Annotated in this window: 29 protein-coding genes; 22 read left to right on the top strand and 7 right to left on the bottom strand. The window is 58.2% G+C overall.

What is annotated here, in order from left to right; genetic code table 11:
• Positions 1 to 41: 41 nt before the first annotated feature.
• Positions 42 to 1,370 (bottom strand): murein hydrolase activator EnvC, encoded by a 1,329-nt coding sequence (gene envC, locus I6L40_RS03375; RefSeq protein WP_041209720.1) that lies wholly within the window; start codon positions 1,368 to 1,370, stop codon positions 42 to 44.
• Positions 1,371 to 1,379: 9 nt separating this feature from the next.
• Positions 1,380 to 2,909 carry a 2,3-bisphosphoglycerate-independent phosphoglycerate mutase gene (gpmM, locus tag I6L40_RS03380; RefSeq protein WP_043850650.1) on the bottom strand — a complete coding sequence of 510 codons (1,530 nt, stop codon included), beginning with the start codon at positions 2,907 to 2,909 and terminating at the stop codon, positions 1,380 to 1,382.
• 244 nt (positions 2,910 to 3,153) lie between these two features.
• Between gpmM and I6L40_RS03385 the strand changes: the two genes are divergently transcribed.
• The 3 genes from I6L40_RS03385 to gpsA are packed head-to-tail and all read left to right on the top strand — an operon-like array spanning position 3,154 to position 5,122.
• Positions 3,154 to 3,585, top strand: a complete 432-nt coding sequence (locus I6L40_RS03385) for a rhodanese-like domain-containing protein (RefSeq protein ID WP_033115600.1) — start codon at positions 3,154 to 3,156, stop codon at positions 3,583 to 3,585.
• Positions 3,586 to 3,644: 59 nt separating this feature from the next.
• Positions 3,645 to 4,115, top strand: a complete 471-nt coding sequence (gene secB / locus I6L40_RS03390) for a protein-export chaperone SecB (protein WP_033115599.1) — start codon at positions 3,645 to 3,647, stop codon at positions 4,113 to 4,115.
• Positions 4,116 to 4,117: 2 nt separating this feature from the next.
• The gene (gene gpsA, locus I6L40_RS03395; protein ID WP_042029482.1) at positions 4,118 to 5,122 is read left to right on the top strand and encodes an NAD(P)H-dependent glycerol-3-phosphate dehydrogenase; all 1,005 of its coding nucleotides are present in this window, start codon (positions 4,118 to 4,120) and stop codon (positions 5,120 to 5,122) included.
• A gap of 71 nt (positions 5,123 to 5,193) precedes the next feature.
• Here the strand turns inward: gpsA and nfuA are convergent, their stop codons facing one another.
• Both nfuA and I6L40_RS03405 read right to left on the bottom strand, forming a co-directional pair.
• Positions 5,194 to 5,772, bottom strand: a complete 579-nt coding sequence (nfuA, locus tag I6L40_RS03400) for a Fe-S biogenesis protein NfuA (protein ID WP_033115597.1) — start codon at positions 5,770 to 5,772, stop codon at positions 5,194 to 5,196.
• 80 nt (positions 5,773 to 5,852) lie between these two features.
• The gene (locus I6L40_RS03405) at positions 5,853 to 6,578 is read right to left on the bottom strand and encodes a ComF family protein (protein WP_216995000.1); all 726 of its coding nucleotides are present in this window, start codon (positions 6,576 to 6,578) and stop codon (positions 5,853 to 5,855) included.
• Between the two features lie 38 nt (positions 6,579 to 6,616).
• On the opposite strand from I6L40_RS03405, the gene bioH reads away from it, so the two are divergent.
• The 4 genes from bioH to I6L40_RS03425 all read left to right on the top strand — a co-directional run bounded on the left by bioH (position 6,617) and on the right by I6L40_RS03425 (position 8,828).
• Positions 6,617 to 7,381, top strand: coding sequence for a pimeloyl-ACP methyl ester esterase BioH (gene bioH / locus I6L40_RS03410; protein ID WP_156854286.1), 765 nt, complete (start codon positions 6,617 to 6,619; stop codon positions 7,379 to 7,381).
• Positions 7,382 to 7,452: 71 nt separating this feature from the next.
• On the top strand, positions 7,453 to 7,686 hold the full coding sequence (locus I6L40_RS03415; protein WP_216995001.1) for a flagellar biosynthesis protein FlgE: 234 nt from the start codon (positions 7,453 to 7,455) through the stop codon (positions 7,684 to 7,686).
• Position 7,687: 1 nt separating this feature from the next.
• Entirely contained in the window at positions 7,688 to 8,464 is a 777-nt protein-coding gene (locus tag I6L40_RS03420; RefSeq protein ID WP_216995002.1) for a putative metalloprotease CJM1_0395 family protein, read from the top strand.
• Positions 8,465 to 8,549: 85 nt separating this feature from the next.
• Entirely contained in the window at positions 8,550 to 8,828 is a 279-nt protein-coding gene (locus I6L40_RS03425; protein ID WP_033115592.1) for a hypothetical protein, read from the top strand.
• Between the two features lie 57 nt (positions 8,829 to 8,885).
• Here the strand turns inward: I6L40_RS03425 and I6L40_RS03430 are convergent, their stop codons facing one another.
• Positions 8,886 to 11,189 carry a Tex family protein gene (locus I6L40_RS03430; protein ID WP_216995003.1) on the bottom strand — a complete coding sequence of 768 codons (2,304 nt, stop codon included), beginning with the start codon at positions 11,187 to 11,189 and terminating at the stop codon, positions 8,886 to 8,888.
• Between the two features lie 110 nt (positions 11,190 to 11,299).
• The gene (greB, locus tag I6L40_RS03435) at positions 11,300 to 11,773 is read right to left on the bottom strand and encodes a transcription elongation factor GreB (protein ID WP_033115590.1); all 474 of its coding nucleotides are present in this window, start codon (positions 11,771 to 11,773) and stop codon (positions 11,300 to 11,302) included.
• Between the two features lie 247 nt (positions 11,774 to 12,020).
• Here greB and ompR point away from each other — a divergent pair, with 247 nt between their 5' ends.
• On the top strand, positions 12,021 to 12,743 hold the full coding sequence (ompR, locus tag I6L40_RS03440; protein ID WP_033115589.1) for a two-component system response regulator OmpR: 723 nt from the start codon (positions 12,021 to 12,023) through the stop codon (positions 12,741 to 12,743).
• Positions 12,740 to 14,050: a two-component system sensor histidine kinase EnvZ gene (envZ, locus tag I6L40_RS03445; RefSeq protein ID WP_203132378.1), complete on the top strand. Its 1,311-nt coding sequence runs from the start codon at positions 12,740 to 12,742 to the stop codon at positions 14,048 to 14,050. Before ompR ends, envZ begins: the two co-directional genes overlap by 4 nt.
• 39 nt (positions 14,051 to 14,089) lie before the next feature.
• Here the strand turns inward: envZ and I6L40_RS03450 are convergent, their stop codons facing one another.
• Complete coding sequence (locus I6L40_RS03450) at positions 14,090 to 15,004, bottom strand: DMT family transporter (protein ID WP_071914031.1); 915 nt, start codon at positions 15,002 to 15,004, stop codon at positions 14,090 to 14,092.
• Between the two features lie 356 nt (positions 15,005 to 15,360).
• On the opposite strand from I6L40_RS03450, the gene rpsJ reads away from it, so the two are divergent.
• The 13 genes from rpsJ (at position 15,361) to rplX (ending at position 21,170) form a co-directional block, all read left to right on the top strand.
• On the top strand, positions 15,361 to 15,672 hold the full coding sequence (rpsJ, locus tag I6L40_RS03455) for a 30S ribosomal protein S10 (protein ID WP_005307944.1): 312 nt from the start codon (positions 15,361 to 15,363) through the stop codon (positions 15,670 to 15,672).
• A gap of 22 nt (positions 15,673 to 15,694) precedes the next feature.
• Positions 15,695 to 16,327 (top strand): 50S ribosomal protein L3, encoded by a 633-nt coding sequence (rplC, locus tag I6L40_RS03460; RefSeq protein ID WP_005307947.1) that lies wholly within the window; start codon positions 15,695 to 15,697, stop codon positions 16,325 to 16,327.
• Between the two features lie 17 nt (positions 16,328 to 16,344).
• A complete protein-coding gene (rplD, locus tag I6L40_RS03465; RefSeq protein ID WP_005340616.1) occupies positions 16,345 to 16,950 on the top strand; it encodes a 50S ribosomal protein L4 in 606 nt (201 codons plus the stop codon).
• Positions 16,950 to 17,249, top strand: coding sequence for a 50S ribosomal protein L23 (gene rplW, locus I6L40_RS03470; RefSeq protein ID WP_342690021.1), 300 nt, complete (start codon positions 16,950 to 16,952; stop codon positions 17,247 to 17,249). The genes rplD and rplW overlap by 1 nt, the downstream gene beginning before the upstream one ends.
• A 15-nt stretch (positions 17,250 to 17,264) precedes the next feature.
• A complete protein-coding gene (gene rplB / locus I6L40_RS03475) occupies positions 17,265 to 18,086 on the top strand; it encodes a 50S ribosomal protein L2 (RefSeq protein WP_041209710.1) in 822 nt (273 codons plus the stop codon).
• 22 nt (positions 18,087 to 18,108) lie between these two features.
• The gene (rpsS, locus tag I6L40_RS03480; RefSeq protein ID WP_005307960.1) at positions 18,109 to 18,387 is read left to right on the top strand and encodes a 30S ribosomal protein S19; all 279 of its coding nucleotides are present in this window, start codon (positions 18,109 to 18,111) and stop codon (positions 18,385 to 18,387) included.
• Between the two features lie 10 nt (positions 18,388 to 18,397).
• A complete protein-coding gene (gene rplV, locus I6L40_RS03485; RefSeq protein WP_005319741.1) occupies positions 18,398 to 18,742 on the top strand; it encodes a 50S ribosomal protein L22 in 345 nt (114 codons plus the stop codon).
• Positions 18,743 to 18,745: 3 nt separating this feature from the next.
• Entirely contained in the window at positions 18,746 to 19,459 is a 714-nt protein-coding gene (gene rpsC / locus I6L40_RS03490; RefSeq protein ID WP_005307962.1) for a 30S ribosomal protein S3, read from the top strand.
• A 13-nt stretch (positions 19,460 to 19,472) separates the two neighbouring features.
• A complete protein-coding gene (rplP, locus tag I6L40_RS03495) occupies positions 19,473 to 19,886 on the top strand; it encodes a 50S ribosomal protein L16 (RefSeq protein WP_005340612.1) in 414 nt (137 codons plus the stop codon).
• Positions 19,886 to 20,077, top strand: a complete 192-nt coding sequence (rpmC, locus tag I6L40_RS03500) for a 50S ribosomal protein L29 (RefSeq protein WP_005307965.1) — start codon at positions 19,886 to 19,888, stop codon at positions 20,075 to 20,077. Before rplP ends, rpmC begins: the two co-directional genes overlap by 1 nt.
• Positions 20,077 to 20,325 (top strand): 30S ribosomal protein S17, encoded by a 249-nt coding sequence (gene rpsQ / locus I6L40_RS03505; RefSeq protein WP_005307966.1) that lies wholly within the window; start codon positions 20,077 to 20,079, stop codon positions 20,323 to 20,325. Before rpmC ends, rpsQ begins: the two co-directional genes overlap by 1 nt.
• A 147-nt stretch (positions 20,326 to 20,472) precedes the next feature.
• The gene (gene rplN / locus I6L40_RS03510; RefSeq protein ID WP_005307975.1) at positions 20,473 to 20,841 is read left to right on the top strand and encodes a 50S ribosomal protein L14; all 369 of its coding nucleotides are present in this window, start codon (positions 20,473 to 20,475) and stop codon (positions 20,839 to 20,841) included.
• A gap of 11 nt (positions 20,842 to 20,852) precedes the next feature.
• Positions 20,853 to 21,170 carry a 50S ribosomal protein L24 gene (rplX, locus tag I6L40_RS03515; protein ID WP_005307977.1) on the top strand — a complete coding sequence of 106 codons (318 nt, stop codon included), beginning with the start codon at positions 20,853 to 20,855 and terminating at the stop codon, positions 21,168 to 21,170.
• The last annotated feature ends 8 nt before the right edge of the window (positions 21,171 to 21,178 follow it).

The following is a 21,178-nucleotide window of genomic DNA, read 5'->3' on the forward strand; positions in this document are numbered from 1 at the left end:
CGCAGGGCAGGCTTTTGGCTGATGTGGGCTGGTGCGCGGCGTTACGAGCGCTTGCCCAGCCACTTGGTCGGGTTGATCGCCTCGCCCTGATAGCGGATCTCGAAGTAGAGGCCGGGCCTGTCCTGTCCGCCGCTGTCGCCGACCAGCGCCACCGGTTCGCCCTGTTCCACATTCTGGCCCACCTGACGCAGCAGCGACTGGTTGTGACCGTAGAGGCTCATGTAGCCGCTGCCGTGGTCGATCACCAGCAGCATACCGAAGCCGTCGAGCCAGTCGGCGTAAACCACCTGACCCGGGGCGACCGCCTTGACCTGGGTTCCTTCGCTGGCGCCGATCAGGGTGCCTTTCCACTTCAGTTCGGCGGTGCGCGGCGAGCCGTAGGCGATGAGGATCGGCCCCTGTACCGGCCAGCGCAGGCTGCCGTTGGTTTTGAGCCCGGTGTAGTGGCCGGCGCTGCTGATGCCGGAACCGCGCTCCGGCTTGGTGCTGGCGACCTCCTGCTGGCTCGCCTGATCCTGACGCTGCTGTTCGGCACGGCGCTGTTCCGCCAGACGGCGCTGACGCTCCTGTTCCGCCTTCAGCTTGGCCAGCCGCTCCCGTTCGGCCCGTTCGCGGCGCTCCTGCTCTTCCCGTTTGCGACGCAGCTCTTCCAGTCGGGCCTTCAGCGCTTTCTCCGCCTTGACCAGCTGGGTCAGCTTCTGTTCGTCATCCTCGACCGACTGCTGCAGCTGGTTGCGCACCTTGGCCCGGCTCTGCTGGCTGGCCAGCAGGGTCTGGTGGTGCTCCTGCTGTTCACTCAGCAGGGCTTGCAGCTTGCTTTCGGTCTCTTTGGTGGCTTGCTGGTTTTTCGCCAGCTTGTCACGGGTGGCACGCAGCGCCTCGATGGCTTCGATGCGCGCCTTGTTGAGGTAGTCGTAGTAGTCGAGGGAGCGGCTCAGTTTGGCCGGATCCTGCTGATTGAGCAGCAGTTTGAGGTAATCGTGACTGCCGGCGGTGAAGGCGCTTTCCGCCTGCTTGGCCAGCAGCTGCTTCTGATGTTTGGCTTGTTGCTCCAGCGCCAGCTTGTCTTTTTGCAGATTGGCCAGCTTCTGCTGGTTTTGCTTGAGTTGCTGTCTGGTTTCATCGAGCTTGGCGGCAGCGGCCGAGATGGCCTGCTCGTCAGCTTTGAGCTGGGCGTTGAGCTTGGCCAGCTCCTGCTTGCTGAGCTTGATGGTCTGCTGTTGTTCCTTGATCTGGGACTGCATGGCGCCCAGCTGCTGATTGGCGGCCAAAACCGGTTTGCTGGCGCCAAACGACAGGCAAAAAAACAGCGCGCCGGCCAACAGGCCGACGCGACTGGTTTTTGGTGAAATAACTTCGCATCCCCGCATGGGGAAGGATTATTTCAGAATCATCAGGGGCTTGCCAGTCATTTCCGGCGGCACCGGCAGACCCATCAGGGTCAGCATGGTGGGGGCCAGATCGGACAGTTTGCCACCTTCGGCAACCTCGGCTTTACGACCGAAGTAGATGAGCGGAACCGGCAGATTGGTGTGGGCGGTGTGAGCCTGACCAGTCTCTTCGTCCATCATCTTCTCGGCGTTGCCGTGGTCGGCAGTGATGAGGCACTCGCCACCCACTTCGGCCAGGGCGTCGGTAACGCGACCGATGCAGTGGTCAACGGCTTCACAGGCTTTGACGGCGGCATCGAACACACCGGTGTGACCAACCATGTCGCCATTCGGGTAGTTACAGATGATGACGTCGTACTTGCCGCTCTTGATGGCAGCAACCAGCTTGTCGGTCAGCTCTTCGGAGCTCATCTCCGGCTGCAGGTCATAGGTAGCCACTTTCGGGCTGGCGACGATTTCGCGATCTTCGCCAGTGAAGCAGGCCTCTTCGCCACCGTTGAAGAAGAAGGTGACGTGAGCGTACTTCTCGGTTTCGGAGATGCGCAGCTGGGTCTTGCCCTGCTTGGCCAGCCACTCACCCAGGGTGTTGACCAGAGCGGTCGGCGGGTAGGCACAGGCGGTTTTGATGTCGGCCGCGTATTCGGTCAGCATCACGAAGTTCAGCTTCGGCTGGGCAGCACGGGCGAAGCCGGTGAAGTCGCTGTCAACGAAGGCACGGGTGATTTCACGGGCGCGGTCGGCACGGAAGTTCATGAAAATCAAAGCATCGCCGTCAACCATCGGGGCAGCTTCACCGATACGGGTGGCCTTGACGAACTCGTCGTTCTCGTCGCGAGCATAGGCGGCAGCCAGCGCTTCGGTGGCGCTTTCGGCGGTGAACTCGCCCTTGCCCTGGGTCATCAGGTCATAGGCTTGCTGCACGCGATCCCAACGGTTGTCGCGGTCCATGGCGTAGTAACGGCCGATCATGGAGGCGAAACGGCCCTTGCCCAGCTTGGCAAACAGGGCGTCGAACAGCTCTATGGAGGACTGGGCGGAGCGCGGCGGTACGTCGCGGCCATCCAGGAAGGCGTGGAAGTAGATCTTCTCGGCGCCACGTTTGGCGGCCATCTCGATCATGCCCATGATGTGCTCTTCGTGGCTGTGTACGCCACCCGGAGACATCAGACCCATGATGTGAACGGCTTTGCCGTTGCTCACGGCAGCGTCAACAGCCTTGGCCAGCTCCACGTTCTCGAAGAAGGGGCCGTCCTGAATGTCTTTGGAGATGCGGGTCAGCTCCTGATAGACGATGCGACCGGCACCGATGTTGACGTGGCCCACTTCGGAGTTGCCCATCTGGCCATCCGGCAGACCGACGTCCAGGCCGGAGCCGGAGATCAGGGTGCTGGTGTAATCACGGGCCAGACGATCGAGGTTGGGAGTCTTGGCGGCAGCGACGGCGTTGAACTCCTGCTTGGTGCTGTAGCCCCAACCGTCCATGATGACCAGAACCAAAGGTTTCTTAGCTGTTGACATAAGACTATGTCCTCTCGGATTGGAAAAAATGCGGGAAATGAAACTAGCGTAATATTACTACATCTGCCGAAATAGTCACCTGATAGCCAAGGGCGACCCCATCGGCTCCGCACAGCGCCGTTTCAGGGGCGCAACATACCGAATCGTGATGGGAGCCTGCTCGCGCTTTCCCGCCAAGATGGCTGATCTTGGCTATTCCCCCATGTATACTCGGGCCCTTGTCTTGATCCCTGGATAGTAGAAGATGCAAGAGTATTTGGATTTCGCGGCTCGCAACCCGCTGCTGACCGCAGCCTGGTTCGGCCTGGCAGGCACTCTGGTTTACACCACTGTGCGTGCCCGTTTTTCTCCGGTAAAAACCGTCAACAACCACACCGCGACCCTGTTGATCAACCGTGAAAACGCCACCGTGGTGGATATTCGCAGTCAGGAAGAGTACGCCAAGGGCCATCTGGCCGGTGCCCAGCACCTGCCCCTCACCCAGATCCAGAGCAATAACCTGGGTCCGGTTGAAAAGCATAAAGATGCCCCCATCATAGTGGTGTGCGAGTCGGGAATGACTGCGGGCGGCGCAGGTCGTCAACTGAGCAAGGCCGGATTCCAGCAGGTATATGTGCTCGGCGGTGGCATGGCCCAGTGGCGTGCAGAAAATCTGCCGGTCACCAAGAAGCGCTGATTAACGCTGATTCAAGCAGGGCCTGTGCCCACTTATCCATATAAAAGGAAGCAAACGAAATGGCTGACGAGATCAACAACCAGGAAGTACAACCGGAATTCCACATCCAGCGTGTCTACACCAAGGATGTCTCTTTCGAAGCGCCCAACACCCCGCACATCTTCCAGAAAGAGTGGCAGCCGGACGTCAAGCTGGATATGGACACCAAGACCAACATCCTGGCTGACAGCGTCTACGAAGTGGTGCTGACCCTGACCGTCACCTGCAAGCTGGAAACCGAAACTGCCTTCCTGTGCGAAGTTCAGCAAGCCGGTATCTTCACCATCGGCAACCTGCCGGAGCCGCAACTGGCCCACTGCCTGGCTGCTTTTTGCCCGAACATCCTGTTCCCGTATGCCCGCGAAGCCGTGGCCAACATGGTGAGCAAGGGTTCCTTCCCGCAGCTGAACCTGGCACCGGTCAACTTCGATGCGCTGTTTGCCCAGCACATGGCGCAAGCTCAGGCCCAGCAGGCGACTGCGGAAGCCTGATAATGGCTGACCAGATCGCTATCTCGGTCCTGGGGGCGGGGTCTTACGGCTCCGCCCTTGCCATTTCTCTGGCGCGCAACGGTCATCCGACCCTGCTGTGGGGTCATGACCCCGCCCATGTCGCCGAGCTGGAACAGGATCGCTGCAACAAGGCATTTTTGCCGGATGTCCCTTTTCCTGCCGATCTGCAGCTGACTGCGGATCTGCAACGTGCGGTACAGGCTGCCCCCGTGCTGCTGCTGGTCGTGCCGAGCCACGTATTCGGCCAGGTGCTGACTCAGGTCAAACCCTTCCTGCGCCCCGATACCCGTATCGCCTGGGCCACCAAGGGGCTGGAGCCTGACAGCGGCCGCCTGCTGCAGGATGTGGCCCGCGAGGTGCTGGGTGACGAGATGCCGCTGGCGGTCATCTCCGGCCCCACCTTCGCCAAGGAGCTGGCTGCCGGTATGCCGACCGCCATCTCGGTCGCCTCGACTCACGATGATTTCGCCGATGATCTCTCCCATCTGCTGCACTGTGGCCGCTCGTTCCGGGTCTATACCAATCCGGATTTCGTCGGTCTGCAACTGGGTGGGGCAGTGAAGAACGTCATCGCTATCGGTGCCGGTCTCTCCGACGGGTTGGGTTTTGGCGCCAATGCCAGAACCGCGCTCATCACCCGGGGTCTGGTGGAGATGCAACGTCTGGGCGCCGCGCTCGGCGCCGATGCCAAAACCTTTATGGGGATGGCCGGGCTCGGGGATCTGGTGCTCACCTGTACCGATAACCAGTCGCGCAACCGTCGCTTCGGACTGGCGCTTGGCGCCGGTAAAGATGTCGATACCGCCATGACCGAGATCGGTCAGGTGGTGGAAGGGTATCGCAACACCAAGGAGGTGCATCTGCTGGCGGCGCGCTGCGGCGTCGAGATGCCCATCTGCGAACAGATCTTCAAGGTGCTCTACGAGGGGAAAAACCCGAAAGAGGCCGCCATCGCCCTGCTGTCGCGCGACAAGAAGGACGAGTAATCTGCCGATTGCCCATGCAAAAGGCCCCGCCGGATGGCGGGGCCTTTTCTTTGCGCCGCAAGGGCAACAAATCAGTAGTAGGAGTGGTCGCCGCGCTGGTGCTCGGTGGCGTCTTTGACACCCTTGAGTTCGCCCGGGAATTTCTCCAGCAGCTGCTTCTCGATACCCTCTTTCAGGGTGTAATCGACCATGGAGCAGCCGTTGCAACCGCCGCCAAACTGCAGAATGGCGTAGCCATCTTCAGTCAGCTCGGTCAGGGTCACCTTGCCGCCGTGACCGGCCAGCATGGGGTTCACCTCGGAGATGAGAGTGTACTCGATGCGCTCGATCAGCGGTGCATCGTCGGCAACCTTGCGCATCTTGGCGTTCGGCGCCTTCAGGGTGAGCTGGGAGCCCATCTGATCGGTCACGAAATCGATGGTGGCATCCACCAGGAAGGGGGCGCTCAGGGGATCGACCATGCAGTCGAAACCGCTGAAAGGCAGGTGCTGATCTTCCGGATCCACGGCATCGGGTGGGCAATACGATACGCCACACTCGGCATTCTGGGTTCCCGGATTGACCACAAACACCCGGATATTGGTGCCATCAGGCTGTTTTTCCAGCAGTTTACGGAAATGGGCCTGGGCGGCGTCGGAAATGCTGATCATCACTATCCTCATAAACCTGAGTGTACGACTAGGGTATTCATGATAACGCGGTTAGCAAGGCTTGGGTAGCATGCCGATGGCTACTTGAGATGCCTCTGGGTGCGGCAGATGGCCCAGACCTCCACCTTTGTGACCCCGCTCTCATGAAGCAGGCGGGTGAGCTGGCCGGCGGTGGCGCCGGTGGTAACCACGTCATCGAGCAGGGCGATATGGCGATAGTGGTGTGGCGCAATGTGAAATGCGCCGCGCAGATTGCGCCGTCTCTGCCCTGCGCTGAGCTTGGTCTGCTGTGGCGTCGCTCTGATCCTGCGCAGCAGCCGGTTATCGCAAGGAATTCCGGTTAGCTGGCTCAGGTGACTGGCGATCTCCTCCGCCTGGTTGAAGCCGCGCCACCACTGACGCCACCAGTGCAGGGGGACTGGAATAATCGCCTCCGGCAGGTCATCGCAATCGAGATGATCTGCCAGCAAGCGGGCCAACAGGGGGGCCAGCAGGATTTGCCCCGAATACTTCAGGCGCGGGATCAGGGCCGGGTAGGGTGTCTGATAGTCACCGATCACCTGGAGTCTCTCCCATGGCGGTGGCCTGCGTTGGCAGCGGCCACACACTACCCCGGTCTGTATCTCTTCCGGCAGCGGTGCTGCGCAGAGTCGACAGCGCTGCTGTGGCTGATGCAGGGACTGTCGACACCAGCTGCATAGCAAAGGTTCCTCATCACAAGGCTGCCGACAGAGCAGGCAGCTTCCCTGCCAGTCGGCGTGGCTGCCGAACAGTGGACTTGCTTTGGCAAGCAGGCGCTTTAACATGCTGACCCCAAGAGCATGAACAGGGATCTTGAGTCTAGATGAGCGTATCGGTAGAGCAGTTTGGTCAGGGACCCGATCTGGTGCTGTTGCACGGATGGGGAATGAACGGCGCAGTGTGGCACGGCATCGCCCAGCAGCTGGCGGTACATTACCGGGTTCATCTGGTGGATCTGCCCGGCTTTGGCAACAGCCCGTTGGCCGAGGGGGTCGACTATAACCTGCCATGGCTGGCGGAGCAGGTCGCCACCGTGTTGCCAGAGAAGTGTCATCTGGTGGGGTGGTCACTCGGAGGTCTGGTGGCGAGCCAGCTGGCGCTGACTCATCCCGAGCGGTTGCACTCCCTTGTCACCGTGGCCAGCTCCCCCTGCTTTATGGCACGGGACGAGTGGCCCGGAATTGCCCCCAAGGTGCTGACCGGTTTCAACCAGATGCTGGCAGGGGATTTTCGCCAGACCATAGAGCGCTTTCTGGCGATCCAGGCGATGGGCAGCGAACATGCCCGGGATGACATCCGCCAGTTGCGCCACTGGCTTGCGGAACGACCTGCTCCCGAGTTCGCAGCACTGGAGGCGGGGCTCGGTTTGCTGGCTGATATTGATCTGCGCGATGACCTGGTATCCCTGGCGTTGCCCTGGCTGCGCATCTATGGTCGGCTGGATTCACTGGTGCCCAAAGCAGCCATTCCTCTGCTGGATGAACGCTATCCCGCTAGTCGAAGTGTCACCTTCAGCAAGGCCTCACATGCACCTTTTATTTCTCATCCTGACGAATTCATTGAAATCCTTCGAGATTTTGTTGGCTAAAAAATAGCCGCAAAGCTTCATTAATCCTCTGGTCTGGCGGATAATTAGGCTGTGATCAGAGGAGTAACGCCATGCGTATTGAATCCGCCTTTAACAGTGGCCTGCTGGGATTCCAGCGAGCCGAGCAGGTTGCCGATCGGGCATCCGGCCAGCTTGCCCGTCTCAACACGCCAAGCGGGGATCAGGTGCAAGTGCCGGACGAGCTCATAAACCTCAAGTCTGCCGAGCTGCAAGCCGGAGCGTCCGCCAAGGTGATGAAGACTGCCAGCGACATGATGGGAACCCTGATCGACATCCGGGTGTGAGATGAACATCAATGTCAGTCTGCCCCCTCTTATCCCGACACAGCTGCAACCTCAGGTGGAAGCGGCCCGGACGGATAATCGCCGGGCAGAACTGATCCCGCAGGCTCGCTCGAGCCAGGCTTCCGTTGCCGAATCTGAAGTCGGCTCCCAGAAAGAGAAATCCAAAGCCGGTCAGGCGACCAACACCAACCCTGCCACCCAGAGCAGCCGGGAAGGTAACCAATCCACAGTGCAAAACCCCCTCGACCACCGTTTTGTCGAGGCGACGGGGGAGGATGGTCAGCGCAAGCAACAAGACCCGAATAATAAAGATCAGGAACAGCAAAGGCGGCACGAGCAACAGGTTCAGGATCTGGTCGATCGGGATCAGGAGGTGCGCACCCATGAACAGGCGCACCACTCTGCCGGCGGTAGCTATGCGGGAATGCCGACCTACCAGTTTACTCAGGGGCCGGATGGCAAGCGCTATGCGACCGGTGGTGAAGTCCAGATAGACACCAGCGCAGTGCCCGGTGATCCTGCTGCCACCATCACCAAGATGCAGCAAATCCGTTCGGCAGCGCTGGCCCCTGCCGAGCCATCAGCTCAGGATCTGTCGGTCGCGCGCAGTGCCGCTGCCAGTGAAGCCAAAGCACGCAAAGAGCTGATAGCCGAACGCAGCAATAGTGCGGACGGGGTGCTGAGCGCTTACATGGACAAGCGCAATCAGGTGATCGCCAACCGCTATCAGCAGTCTGTGAGCCCGGCTGCAAACCAGTCACTTAGTCTGCGCATCTGACGCAGTGCCAGCAACTTTCGGCAGCACACCCCATTTTTGCAACTAACCTGAAGATCAGGCCCATCCTATTTTTACAGGAGCTGTCATGCATTTCGATGAAGTCAAACCGGAAGATTTCACTACCTTCTCCCGTGTACCGCCGGCCCATCTGCAGATGGAGCAATTTCTGATGCAGCTGGGTGGTGGTGGCACCGAGGGCACCAGTTTCAAGAAGAAAGTGATGCTTGCTGCAGGCTGGAGCCACACAGGGGTGGTCTCCTACGGCAAATACCCGCAGGAGGCCTGCAAGGCCTTCAACCGGCTGCGGGAAGTATTGGCAGCCCATCAGGAGGCTGACGCCATTCTGGCCGCACTGGCCCAATAACGCTGAGTAACAGTGACAAAAAAGCCCCTCGCGGGGCTTTTTGCATTTCTGGGGCGCTTATTTCTTCAGCTTGGAGAGGGCTGCCGCGAAGGCGTTGCCCATGGCTCCCTCGGTCGGAGCACTCTGCCGGGGCGCCTGTTTCGGCTTGGTGTTACCGGAGTGGCGCGGCTCGGCCGGTTTGCGTGCAGGCTGACCGGCCTTTTCGTCAAGGCGCATGGTCAGGCTGATCCGCTTGCGCGGCACGTCCACTTCCAGCACCTTCACCCGGACGATGTCGCCCGCCTTGACCACCTCGCGGGGATCTTTGACGAAGCGGTCAGTGAGGGAAGAGATGTGCACCAGCCCGTCCTGATGGACGCCGATATCGACGAAGGCGCCAAAGTTGGTGACGTTGGTGACCACCCCCTCCAGCACCATCTCGGGCACCAGATCGCTGATTTTCTCCACCCCTTCCTTGAAGGTCGCGGTTTTGAACTCGGGGCGCGGGTCGCGGCCCGGCTTGTCCAGTTCGCCTATGATGTCGGTGACGGTGGGTACACCGAACTGCTCGTCTGTATAGTCGGCGGGTTTGAGAGTGCGTAGCAGGCTGCTGTTACCGAGCAGGCTATCCACGGTCTGTTCCAGCCTGGCGAGGATCCGCTCTACCACAGGGTAGGATTCCGGGTGTACCGCCGAGCCGTCCAGCGGGTTGCTGCCACCGCGAATGCGCAGGAAGCCGGCACACTGTTCGAACGCCTTGGGGCCGAGCCGGGTCACTTTCAGTAGTTGCTGACGATTCTGGAAGGCGCCGTGTTCGTCACGGTAGGCGACGATGTTCTGGGCCAGGGTCTGGGAGAGGCCGGATACCCGGTTGAGCAGGGCGACCGAAGCGGTGTTCACATCCACCCCGACCGCGTTTACGCAATCCTCGACCACGGCATCGAGCCGGCGGGCTAACTGGCTCTGACCGACATCGTGCTGGTACTGACCCACACCTATGCTCTTGGGATCGATCTTGACCAGCTCGGCCAGCGGATCCTGCAGACGGCGGGCGATGGAGACGGCGCCGCGCAGTGAGACGTCGAGATCCGGGAACTCCAGAGAGGCGAGTTCGGAGGCGGAATAGACCGAGGCTCCCGCTTCGCTTACTACAATTTTCTGAGCCTTGGCGGCCGGATAGCGTTCGAACAGATCGCTCACCAGGCGGTCGGTCTCCCGCGAGGCGGTGCCGTTGCCAATGCTGATGAGTTCGACCTTGTGCTTCTGGCACAGCTCGCTCAGGGTCTTGAGGCTCTGGTCAATCTGGCGTTTGGGTTCGAACGGATAGATGGTCGCGGTATCGACCAGCTTGCCGGTGGCATCGACCACGGCCACCTTGACGCCGGTACGGATGCCGGGATCCAGCCCCATGGTGCAACGCATGCCGGCCGGAGCCGCCATCAGCAGATCCTTGAGGTTCATGGCAAATACCTTGATCGCCTCGTCCTCTGCTGACTCGCGGATGCGACCGATCAGTTCGGTCTCCATCTGGAGCGATAGCTTGATCTTCCAGGTCCAGCTCACTACCCCTTGCAGCCACTTGTCGGCCGGGCGATTTTGCAGGTTGAGCTTGAGGTGATGGGCAATAATCCCTTCGCAAGGGCTGGCACCCTCATCGTCACCCGCGACCAGCGCCAGATTGAGCACACCCTCGTTGCGACCGCGCAGCATGGCCAGCACCCGGTGGGAGGGGGCCTTGTGCAGCGGTTCGTCGTGCTCGAAGTAGTCCTTGAACTTGGCCCCTTCCTGCTCCTTGCCAGCCACCACGCGGGCGCGCAGGGTAGCGTTTTGCCACAGGTAGTCGCGCAGCTTCTCCAGCAGGTCGGCCTGCTCGGCAAAGCGCTCCATCAGGATGTAGCGTGCGCCATCGAGAGCCGCTTTACTGTCGGTGATCCCCTGCTCGGCGTTGAGGAAGCGAACCGCCTCCTGCTCGGGCTCTTTCATCGGATCGCTCAGCAGCAGGTCTGCCAGCGGTTCCAGCCCCGCCTCGATGGCCATCTGCCCCTTGGTGCGGCGTTTGGGTTTGTAGGGGAGATAGAGGTCTTCCAGCCGGGTCTTGCTGTCGGCTTCGTTCAGCTCGCGGGTCAGCTCGGGGGTCAGTTTGCCCTGCTCCTCGATGGAGCGCAGGATCACCTGGCGGCGATCCGCCAGTTCGCGCAGGTAGCCGAGGCGGCTCTCCAAGGTACGCAGCTGGCTGTCGTCCAGACCGCCGGTCACCTCTTTGCGGTAACGGGCGATGAAGGGCACGGTCGCGCCTTCATCCAGCAGGCGTACAGCGGCTTCGACTTGTTGCGGGCGAGCATTGAGCTCGGCTGCGATCAGATGTTCGATAGTCTGTGTCATGGTTTCTGTTAAGAACCTCTGTGGTCGGGTCTGGCTCAATGGCGCCAAGTGCCAGCACTATAGGGCGCGCAGGAGGGGATGCCAACCACATGGCTGGCATCGGAGACGGGCTAGCGCGGGTAACTGATGTCGTTGACATACCAGCAGACGTCACCGACTGGCGTGCGCACGATGGCTTCGTCGCCCACCTCTTTCTTGAGCAGGGCGCGGGCCATGGGGGAGTCGATGGAGATGTAATCCTTGCGCTCGAAGATCTCGTCATAGCCGACGATGCGAAAGCGCTTGGTCTCGCCCTCGTCGTTCTCCACCTCGACCCAGGCACCGAAGAAGACCTTGCCCTCCTGAGCGGGGGCGTAATCGACAATCCCCAGCTCTTCCAGACACTTGCGCAGGTAACGAACCCGCCGGTCGATCTCCCGCAACCGCTTCTTGTTGTACTGGTAGTCGGCATTCTCGCTGCGATCACCGAGGCTGGCCGCCCAAGCTACCTTGCGGGTGGTCTCGGGTCGCTCCTGACGCCACAGGAAATCGAGCTCTTCCTTCAGTTTGTTGTAACCTTCGCGGGTGATCAGCTTTGTCTTCATGATGATCTCTGACCTGGTCTGATAGAGAGGTGGTGCTAACTGCACGGGAATATTAGCTTTTGTCCCTCTGCTGTCGAGTGAAATCATGGTATCCGGGTGGCTGCGACAAGATATGGCCAATACGATTTTCGTTCGATTGACTTCCGCTTCCGCAACCATCAAGCAATAACCGGTAACATATTTATGCTTTGCTCCCGCAGTGCCCCGCCCTAGTATTGGAGGCAGATTAAGGCGATGAGGCAATCCAATGAGTCAGCAGCAATACAAGGTCCTGGTGGTGGACGACGATCTGAAATTACGCTCCCTGCTGGAGCGCTACCTCACCGAACAGGGGTTCGTGGTGCGTGGCGTTGCCAACGGCGAGCAGGCCGATCGTCTGCTGACCCGTGAAAACTTCAGCCTGATGGTGCTCGACCTGATGTTGCCCGGCGAAGATGGTCTCTCCATCTGCCGTCGTCTGCGCGAAGGGGGCAACCAGATCCCAGTCTTGATGTTGACTGCCAAAGGGGATGATGTCGATCGCATCGTCGGGCTCGAGATGGGGGCGGATGATTACCTGCCCAAGCCGTTCAATCCGCGCGAGCTGCTGGCCCGGATCCGTGCCGTGCTGCGCCGTCATACCGTCGAGTTGCCCGGTGCTCCTTCCGCCGCCGAGAAGGTGGTCAACTTCGGGGTTTATCAGCTCAATCTCGCGACCCGCGAGCTGAGCCGCGATGGCGAGCCGATGGCGCTGACCAGTGGTGAATTTGCCGTGCTCAAGGTGCTGGTGAGCCACCCGCGCGAGCCGCTCTCCCGCGACAAGCTGATGAATCTGGCCCGAGGCCGCGAATACACCGCCACCGAGCGCAGCATCGATGTGCAGGTGTCGCGCCTGCGCCGTCTGCTGGAGCAGGATCCGACCCAGCCGCGTTATCTGCAGACTGTCTGGGGTCTGGGCTACGTCTTTGTGCCTGATGGTGAAAGAGCATGAAAAAAGTCGGGAGCATGTTTTCACGCATGCTCTGGTTTTTGGCGGCCGTGCTGATCGTCTATCAAGCAGTCTCCTACGTTACCTTCTACAACTATCTGCTGGCCCCGACGGTCAAGCAGATCAGTCACCTGCTGGCCAATCAGGTCAAACTCATCTTTCCGGTCGAGAGCAATCAGCTGGCGCTGAGCGATGACGCCGAGGCGCTGGTCTATGTGGCGACCGGCAGCGATATCTACACCCAGAGCGAAGCGGAGCAGCATGGACTCAACGACTCCAAGCCCTATGCCTATCTGGAAGAGAACATCAGTCGCGAGCTTGGTGGCAAGACCAAGGTGCGGGTCGAGATCCAGGATCACTACATCATCTGGATCCAGCCTCCCCAGGCCAACAAGACCTGGGTCAGGATCCCGCTGACCGAGATTGAAGATGACGATATCGAGCCGCTTATCCTCTATATGAGCGTGCTGCTGGTGATCACCCTCTTTGCCGCCTGGCGTTTTGCCCGTCAGCTGGTTCGTCCGCTGGAGGATCTGGAGGAGGGGGCCGTTGCGGTGGCCAAAGGGGAGTTCCCCGAGGCGCTGGGCGAGCAGGGGTCCCGTGAAGTACGCCGTCTGACCCGCACCTTCAACCATATGTCGCACTCCATCAAGAGCCTGATCGAGGAGCGCAACATGATGATGGCGGGGGTTTCCCACGATCTGCGCACCCCGCTGACCCGCATTCGCCTCGCGACCGAGATGATGTCGTCGGGGGACGAGTACCTCAAGGAGAGTATCAACTCCGATATCGATGAATCGAATGCCATCATCGACCAGTTCATCGACTACATCCGTCCCGATGAAGGTCAGCAGTTTTCACCGGCCGATTTGACCCAGCTGGTACACGACACTTTGCTGATGCACGCCGAACAGGGGCTCGAAGTTGACCTTGCCCTGCCGAAGGATGCGGTAAGGGTCGTTTGCAACCCTATCAGCATGCGGCGGGTGCTGACCAATCTGGCAGGCAACTCGCTACGCTATGGGGCAGGCAGCCTGCATGCCGAGCTGAAAGACGATGGTCACTGGGTTCGCCTGCGCTTGTCCGATGATGGCCCGGGTATCCCGGAGCAGGACTACACCCGGGTACTCAAGCCCTTTACTCAGGGGAATGTGGCTCGCACCGTGGGAGGGAGCGGCTTGGGACTGGCCATCGTAGCCAAGATCATGGCCCAGCATCACGGCACCATCAGGTTGGGACGATCCGAGCTGGGTGGCTTGCTGGTCGAGCTGCGGTTACCCAAGAACCAGCCGCAGGAGTGGATGGATTGAGAGAAGGGGCGTATCGAGAGATACGCCCCTTCTGCTTGGTCAGGCTTGTGGCTTGGCGGTATTGCGATAGCGCTTGCCATATTTCAGCTGCTGGATAAGCAGGGCCGCGACGATCAGGGCCAGCCCGATCGGGGTGGCGGGGTGAATGGTTTCGCCGATCAGCAAGTTGAGCAGCACCAGCGAGGCAAACGGCGAGATGAAGATAAGGTTGCTGATGGGGGCTGTGTTGGTAGCGTGGCGCAGCGCCATCAACCAGAGCACGAAACCGAAACCCATCTCGAACAGCCCTACATAGATGGCACCTGCCCATCCCTGCCAGGCTGTCATGGCAAAATCGGAAAGCAGCCAGGTCGCAACGACGATAAAGGGTAGGCTGATGATGAAACCAAGCAGCAAGCTGACAACGGGATCCCCCTGATTGCGGGTATTGAGGATCCAGTAGCTGGCCCAGATCAGAGTCGACACCAGTGCCAGCGTTACGCCGAGCGGGCTGTCGAACTGCAGGCCGAATATATCCCCCTTGGTGGCGATCACCAACGCGCCAAAGTAGCCAAGCACGATGGCGACGCCATCGCGACGACGCAGTTTCTGACCGAGGAAGGGAACGGCCAGCAGACTGAGGGTGATGGCCCAGGTGTAGTTGAGGGTCTGCGCCTGCTGGGCAGGCAGCAGGTCATAGGCCTTGAACAGCAGCAGGTAATAGAGGAAGGGATTGAGTACACCCAGCGCCAGATAGTAAAGCGGGCGTGCCTTGATGTAGCTGCCCAGCAGACCCAGTTTACCCTGCTTGGCCACGATGGCTGTCAGTGTCAGTGTCGAGGTAAACGCCGCGACCAGCAGTAGTTGCACCGGTTCAAAGTAGGTGAGCGATATCTTGAAGGCACTGGCGACCGTCGACCAGAGCGCAACGGCACAAAGGCCATATTGATAGGCTTTCTTTTGATCTTTGAGCATGTGGAAGTCGTTCCATTGACGAAGGCGGAGCCCAGTCTATCAGTCTGCTTGCCGGCTTGTCGTCAGTGCTGCCGGCAGGGGAGGAGAGGTGGTGAGTGCGAGATCCATCTGTCACATAAAATTGCGCACAATCTGTTCGCCTTCACTTGCGCAAATTTGAAAAATCCGTATAATCCCCTCCGCTTGCCCATGAGGCCAGCCAGACGATATGTCTGCTTGCTGAGTGTCCCCTTTGTGGGAACCAGCCATACAGTCTCCCCGATATGGGGAGAAACGTGAAAAATCACACCTCTGGCGGGAGAAATCTCGGTCGGGCGGTGTTGATTTATGTTCTTTTATCTATTGGAGCTCTGTCAATGCAGAACCAAAGAATCCGTATCCGCCTGAAGGCTTTTGATCATCGTCTGATTGATCAGTCCACTGCGGAAATCGTTGAAACTGCTAAGCGCACTGGCGCGCAGGTTCGCGGTCCTATCCCGCTGCCGACTCGCAAAGAGCGTTTCACCGTTCTGATCTCCCCGCACGTCAACAAAGACGCGCGTGATCAGTACGAGATCCGCACTCACAAGCGTCTGGTAGACATCGTTGAGCCGACTGACAAGACCGTAGACGCCCTGATGCGTCTGGATCTGGCAGCTGGTGTAGACGTCCAGATCAGCCTGGGTTAATTACGGAAAGAGGTTGATAACAATGACAATCGGTCTTGTAGGTCGCAAAGTGGGTATGACTCGCATCTTCACTGAAGATGGCGTTTCTATCCCGGTGACTGTTATCGAAGTTGAAGCTAACCGTGTAACTCAGGTCAAATCTGTAGAAACCGACGGCTACAACGCTATTCAGGTTACCACTGGCTCCAAGAAAGCTAGCCGCGTAACCAAGCCGGAAGCTGGCCACTTCGCCAAAGCTGGTGTAGAAGCCGGTCGCGGTCTGTGGGAATTCCGCCTGAACAACGGTGAAACTTTCACTGTTGGTAGCGAGCTGAAAGTAGATCTTCTCGCTGACGTTAAGCTGGTAGACGTTACCGGCACATCCAAGGGTAAAGGTTTTGCCGGTACTGTTAAGCGCTGGAACTTCCGTACCCAGGATATGACCCACGGTAACTCTCTGTCCCACCGTGTACCTGGCTCCATCGGTCAAAACCAGACCCCGGGCCGTGTATTCAAGGGCAAAAAGATGGCTGGTCACATGGGTGCTGAGCGTGTAACGACTCAGAACCTGGAACTGGTTCGTGTTGACGCTGAACGCAACCTGCTGCTCATCAAAGGTGCAGTACCGGGTGCAACCAACGGCAACGTGATCGTTAAACCTGCCGTCAAAGCGTAACGTCTGAGGAGATAGTAATGGAATTGGTAATGAAAGACGCCAAGAGCGCTCTTGAAGTTTCCGAGACTACCTTCGGGCGCGAATTCAACGAAGCTCTGGTTCACCAGGTTGTCGTTGCTTATGCCGCTGGTGCCCGTCAGGGTACTCGTGCGCAGCTGACTCGCTCTGAAGTGTCTGGTGGCGGCAAAAAGCCGTGGCGTCAGAAGGGTACTGGTCGTGCCCGTGCTGGCTCCATCCGTTCGCCCATTTGGCGTTCCGGTGGTGTGACTTTTGCTGCTAAGCCGCAAGATCACAGCCAGAAAGTAAACAAGAAGATGTACCGCGGCGCTATCCGTAGCATTCTGTCCGAGCTGGTACGTCAAGAGCGCCTGATCGTTGTTGAGAAGTTCGGCATCGAAGCTCCGAAGACCAAAGAACTGATCGCCAAGCTGAAAGAAATGGAACTGACTGACGTTCTGATCGTGACTGCTGAAGTCGATGAGAACCTGTTCCTGGCTGCTCGCAACCTGTACAAAGTTGACGTGCGTGACGTTGCCGGTATCGACCCGGTCAGCCTGATCGCTTTCGACAAGGTTCTGATGACTGCTGACGCAGTTAAGCAAATCGAGGAGATGCTGGCATGATCCGTGAAGAGCGTCTGCTGAAAGTTCTGAAGGCTCCGCACATCTCTGAAAAGAGCACCATGGTTGCAGAAAAGCAGAACACTATCGTGTTCAAAGTTGCTGTTGATGCCACCAAGGCGGAAGTCAAAGCTGCAGTTGCGAAACTGTTCGAGGTCGAAGTTGAGACCGTCCGTACCCTGAACATGAAGGGTAAGACCAAGCGCGCAGGTGCACGCGTAGGCCGTCGTTCCGATTGGAAAAAGGCTTATGTGACCCTGAAAGCTGGTCAGGATATCGACTTCATGGGCGCAGCCGAGTAAGAGGAGTTCTGAAAAATGGCAATCGTTAAGTGCAAGCCTACTTCTCCGGGCCGCCGCCACGTCGTCAAGATCGTCAACCAGGAACTGTACAAGGGTAAGCCCTTTGCAGCTCTGCTGGACAAGAAAGACAAAACCGGTGGTCGTAACAACAACGGCCGCATCACCACTCGCCACATCGGCGGTGGTCACAAGCAGCACTACCGTCTGATCGACTTCAAGCGCGACAAAGACGGTATCCCGGCTAAAGTTGAGCGCCTGGAATACGATCCGAACCGTACCGCAAACATCGCCCTGGTGCTGTATGCAGACGGTGAGCGTCGTTACATCCTGGCTCCGAAAGGCCTGAAAGCTGGTGATGCAATCGCTTCTGGTGCTGATGCCGCAATCAAGGTAGGTAACACCCTGCCGATGCGCAACATCCCGGTCGGTTCTACCGTTCACGCTGTTGAGATGAAGCCTGGTAAAGGTGCCCAGCTGGCTCGTTCCGCTGGTACTTTCATCCAGATCCTGGCTCGTGAAGGTAACTATGTAACTCTGCGTCTGCGTTCCGGCGAAGTACGTAAAGTTCTGGCCGAATGCCGCGCTACCATCGGCGAAGTCGGTAACTCCGAGCACATGCTGCGTCAACTGGGTAAAGCCGGTGCAAACCGCTGGCGTGGTATTCGTCCGACCGTTCGCGGTATGGCGATGAACCCGGTTGACCACCCGCACGGTGGTGGTGAGGGTCGTAACAAGGGCATGCAGCCTGTGTCCCCATGGGGCCAGAAGGCTAAAGGCTTCAAGACCCGTAAGAACAAGCGTACCGACAAGTACATCGTACGTCGTCGTAACAAGTAATTGTTAACATAGAGGAATCACCATGCCACGTTCTCTCAAGAAGGGTCCATTTATTGACCTGCACTTGCTGAAGAAGGTAGAGAAAGCGGTGGAAAGCGGGGATAAAAAGCCGGTTAAAACCTGGTCCCGTCGTTCAATGATCATCCCGAACATGATCGGTTTGACCATCGCTGTCCATAATGGTCGTCAGCACGTTCCGGTTTTCGTTACCGAAGAAATGATCGGTCACAAACTGGGTGAATTCGCACCGACTCGTACTTATCGCGGCCATGCTGCTGATAAGAAGGCTAAGAAGCGCTAAGGGATAAATGATGGAAGCTATCGCTAAACACCGTTATGCCCGTACTTCTGCCCAGAAAGCTCGTCTGGTAGCCGATCAAGTACGTGGTCTGTCCGTAGACAAGGCTCTGAACATCCTGACCTTCAGCCCGAAAAAGGCTGCTGTTCTGGTGAAGAAAGTGCTGGAATCTGCCATTGCAAACGCTGAGCACAACGAAGGCGCCGACATCGACGCCCTGCGTGTTGCTACTATCATGGTCGACGAAGGTCCCTCCATGAAGCGCATCCGTCCTCGTGCCAAAGGTCGCGCGGATCGTATCCTCAAGCGTACCGCTCACATCACCGTAGTGGTATCCGACGCTAAGGCTGGGAGATAAGCAATGGGTCAGAAAGTACATCCTAATGGCATTCGCCTGGGTATTACCAAGCCTTGGAATTCTACCTGGTTCGCGAACACCAAAGACTTCGCTGACAACCTGTACAGCGATTTTCAAGTACGCCAGTTCCTGACCAAGGAACTGAAAAACGCGTCCTTGTCCAAGATCACCATCGAGCGTCCGGCCAAGAGCATCCGTGTGACCATTCACACCGCTCGTCCGGGTGTTGTGATCGGTAAGAAAGGCGAAGACGTTGAGAAGCTGCGCAAAGCTGTAGCCACTATTGCTGGCGTGCCTGCTCAGATCAACATTTCCGAAGTCCGCAAGCCGGAGCTGGATGGCAAACTGGTTGCCGACAGCATCACTTCCCAGCTGGAGCGTCGTGTAATGTTCCGTCGTGCTATGAAGCGCGCCGTACAGAACGCAATGCGCCTGGGTGCCAAGGGCATCAAAGTGGAAGTTTCCGGTCGTCTGGGCGGCGCTGAAATCGCGCGTACCGAATGGTACCGTGAAGGTCGTGTGCCGTTGCACACCCTGCGTGCCGACATCGACTACGCAACTTCTGAAGCCCACACCACTTACGGTGTGATCGGCGTTAAAGTTTGGATCTTCAAGGGCGAAGTTCTGGGCGGTCTGGCTGCTGTCAACGCTGCCGCTGCTCAAGAGCAAGCTCCTGCGAAGCCCAAGCGTGACAACAAGCGCCGCGCTGCCAAGTAAGGAGATTCGGTAAATGTTGCAACCAAAGCGTACTAAATTCCGCAAGACCCACAAAGGTCGTAACCGCGGTCTGGCCACCTCTGGTAACGAAGTATCCTTCGGTACCTTTGGCCTGAAGGCGACATCTCGTGGTCAGCTGACTGCTCGTCAAATCGAAGCAGCCCGTCGTGCCATGACCCGTCACGTTAAGCGTCAGGGTAAGATCTGGATCCGTGTGTTCCCGGACAAGCCGATTACCGAAAAGCCCCTCGAAGTTCGTATGGGTAAAGGTAAGGGTAACGTGGAATACTGGGTTTGCCCGATCCAGCCTGGCAAGGTTCTGTACGAGATGGACGGTGTACCTGAGGCTCTGGCGCGTGAAGCGTTCGCCCTGGCCGCAGCCAAGCTGTCTGTTCAGACCACTTTCGTAATTAAGACGGTGATGTGATGAAAGCCCAAGATCTGCGTCAAAAGAGCGTCGAAGAACTGAACCAGGAGCTGCTGGGCCTGCTGCGTGAGCAATTCAACATGCGCATGCAAGCTTCCACCGGCCAACTGGCTCAGACTCACACTCTGAAACAAGTGCGTCGTGACGTCGCACGTATCAAGACTGTACTGACTGAGAAGGCAGGTGCGTAATGACTGACAAAATCCGTACTCTGCAGGGTCGTGTAATCAGCGACAAGATGGACAAGTCCATCACTGTTGCCATCGAGCGCAAGGTAAAGCACCCGATCTACGGTAAGATCATCAAGCGCACTACCAAGCTGCACGTACATGATGAAAACAACGAGTGCAAAGCTGGTGACCTCGTGGAAATCCGCGAGTGCCGCCCGCTGTCCAAGACCAAGTCCTGGACCCTGGTTGCCGTTGTAGAAAAGGCCTAATCGGTACTTTTTAGCCCAAACGGCCCCTTTCAGGGGCCGTTTGTTTTTTAGGCTACCTTTTCTAAAAATCCTGTGTTATAGTTTCGCGCCTTTTGAAGGCAGCCAGATCCCGAAAGGGATAAGAAGTAAACAAAGCGGAGCACTAAGATGATCCAGATGCAAAGTATGCTGGGTGTTGCCGACAACTCCGGCGCTCGCAGTGTAATGTGTATTAAGGTTCTGGGTGGTTCGCACCGCCGTTACGCCGGCATCGGCGACATCATCAAAGTTTCCATCAAGGAAGCTATTCCTCGCGGTAAAGTGAAGAAAGGTGATGTGTATAACGCGGTGGTCGTACGCACCCGTAAAGGCGTTCGTCGTCCGGACGGCTCAGTCATCCGTTTCGACAACAATGCGGCTGTGTTGCTTAACAACAACCAACAGCCGATCGGTACTCGTATTTTTGGCCCGGTGACCCGTGAACTGCGTAATGAGAAGTTCATGAAGATTGTGTCCCTGGCACCCGAAGTACTGTAAGGAGTCGAACGATGGCAGCTAAAATCCGTCGCGAAGACGAAGTGATTGTTCTTACCGGCAAAGACAAGGGCAAGCGTGGCAAAGTCACTCAAGTTCTGATTGCTAAAGGTAAGGTAATCGTGGAAGGCATCAACCAGGTGAAGAAACACCAGAAGCCGGTACCCGCACTGGGTCAGGCTGGCGGTATCGTCACCAAAGAAGCCCCCATCGATGTATCTAACGTAGCGCTGTTCAACTCTGCCACTGGCAAAGCTGACCGCGTTGGTTTCCGGATTGAAGACGGCAAAAAAGTTCGTTTCTTCAAATCCACCGGCGAACTTGTGAAGTAATTGGAGTT

The sequence above is a fragment of the Aeromonas sp. FDAARGOS 1410 genome (assembly GCF_019048745.1).
GTDB classification, from domain to species: Bacteria; Pseudomonadota; Gammaproteobacteria; order Enterobacterales; family Aeromonadaceae; genus Aeromonas; species Aeromonas jandaei.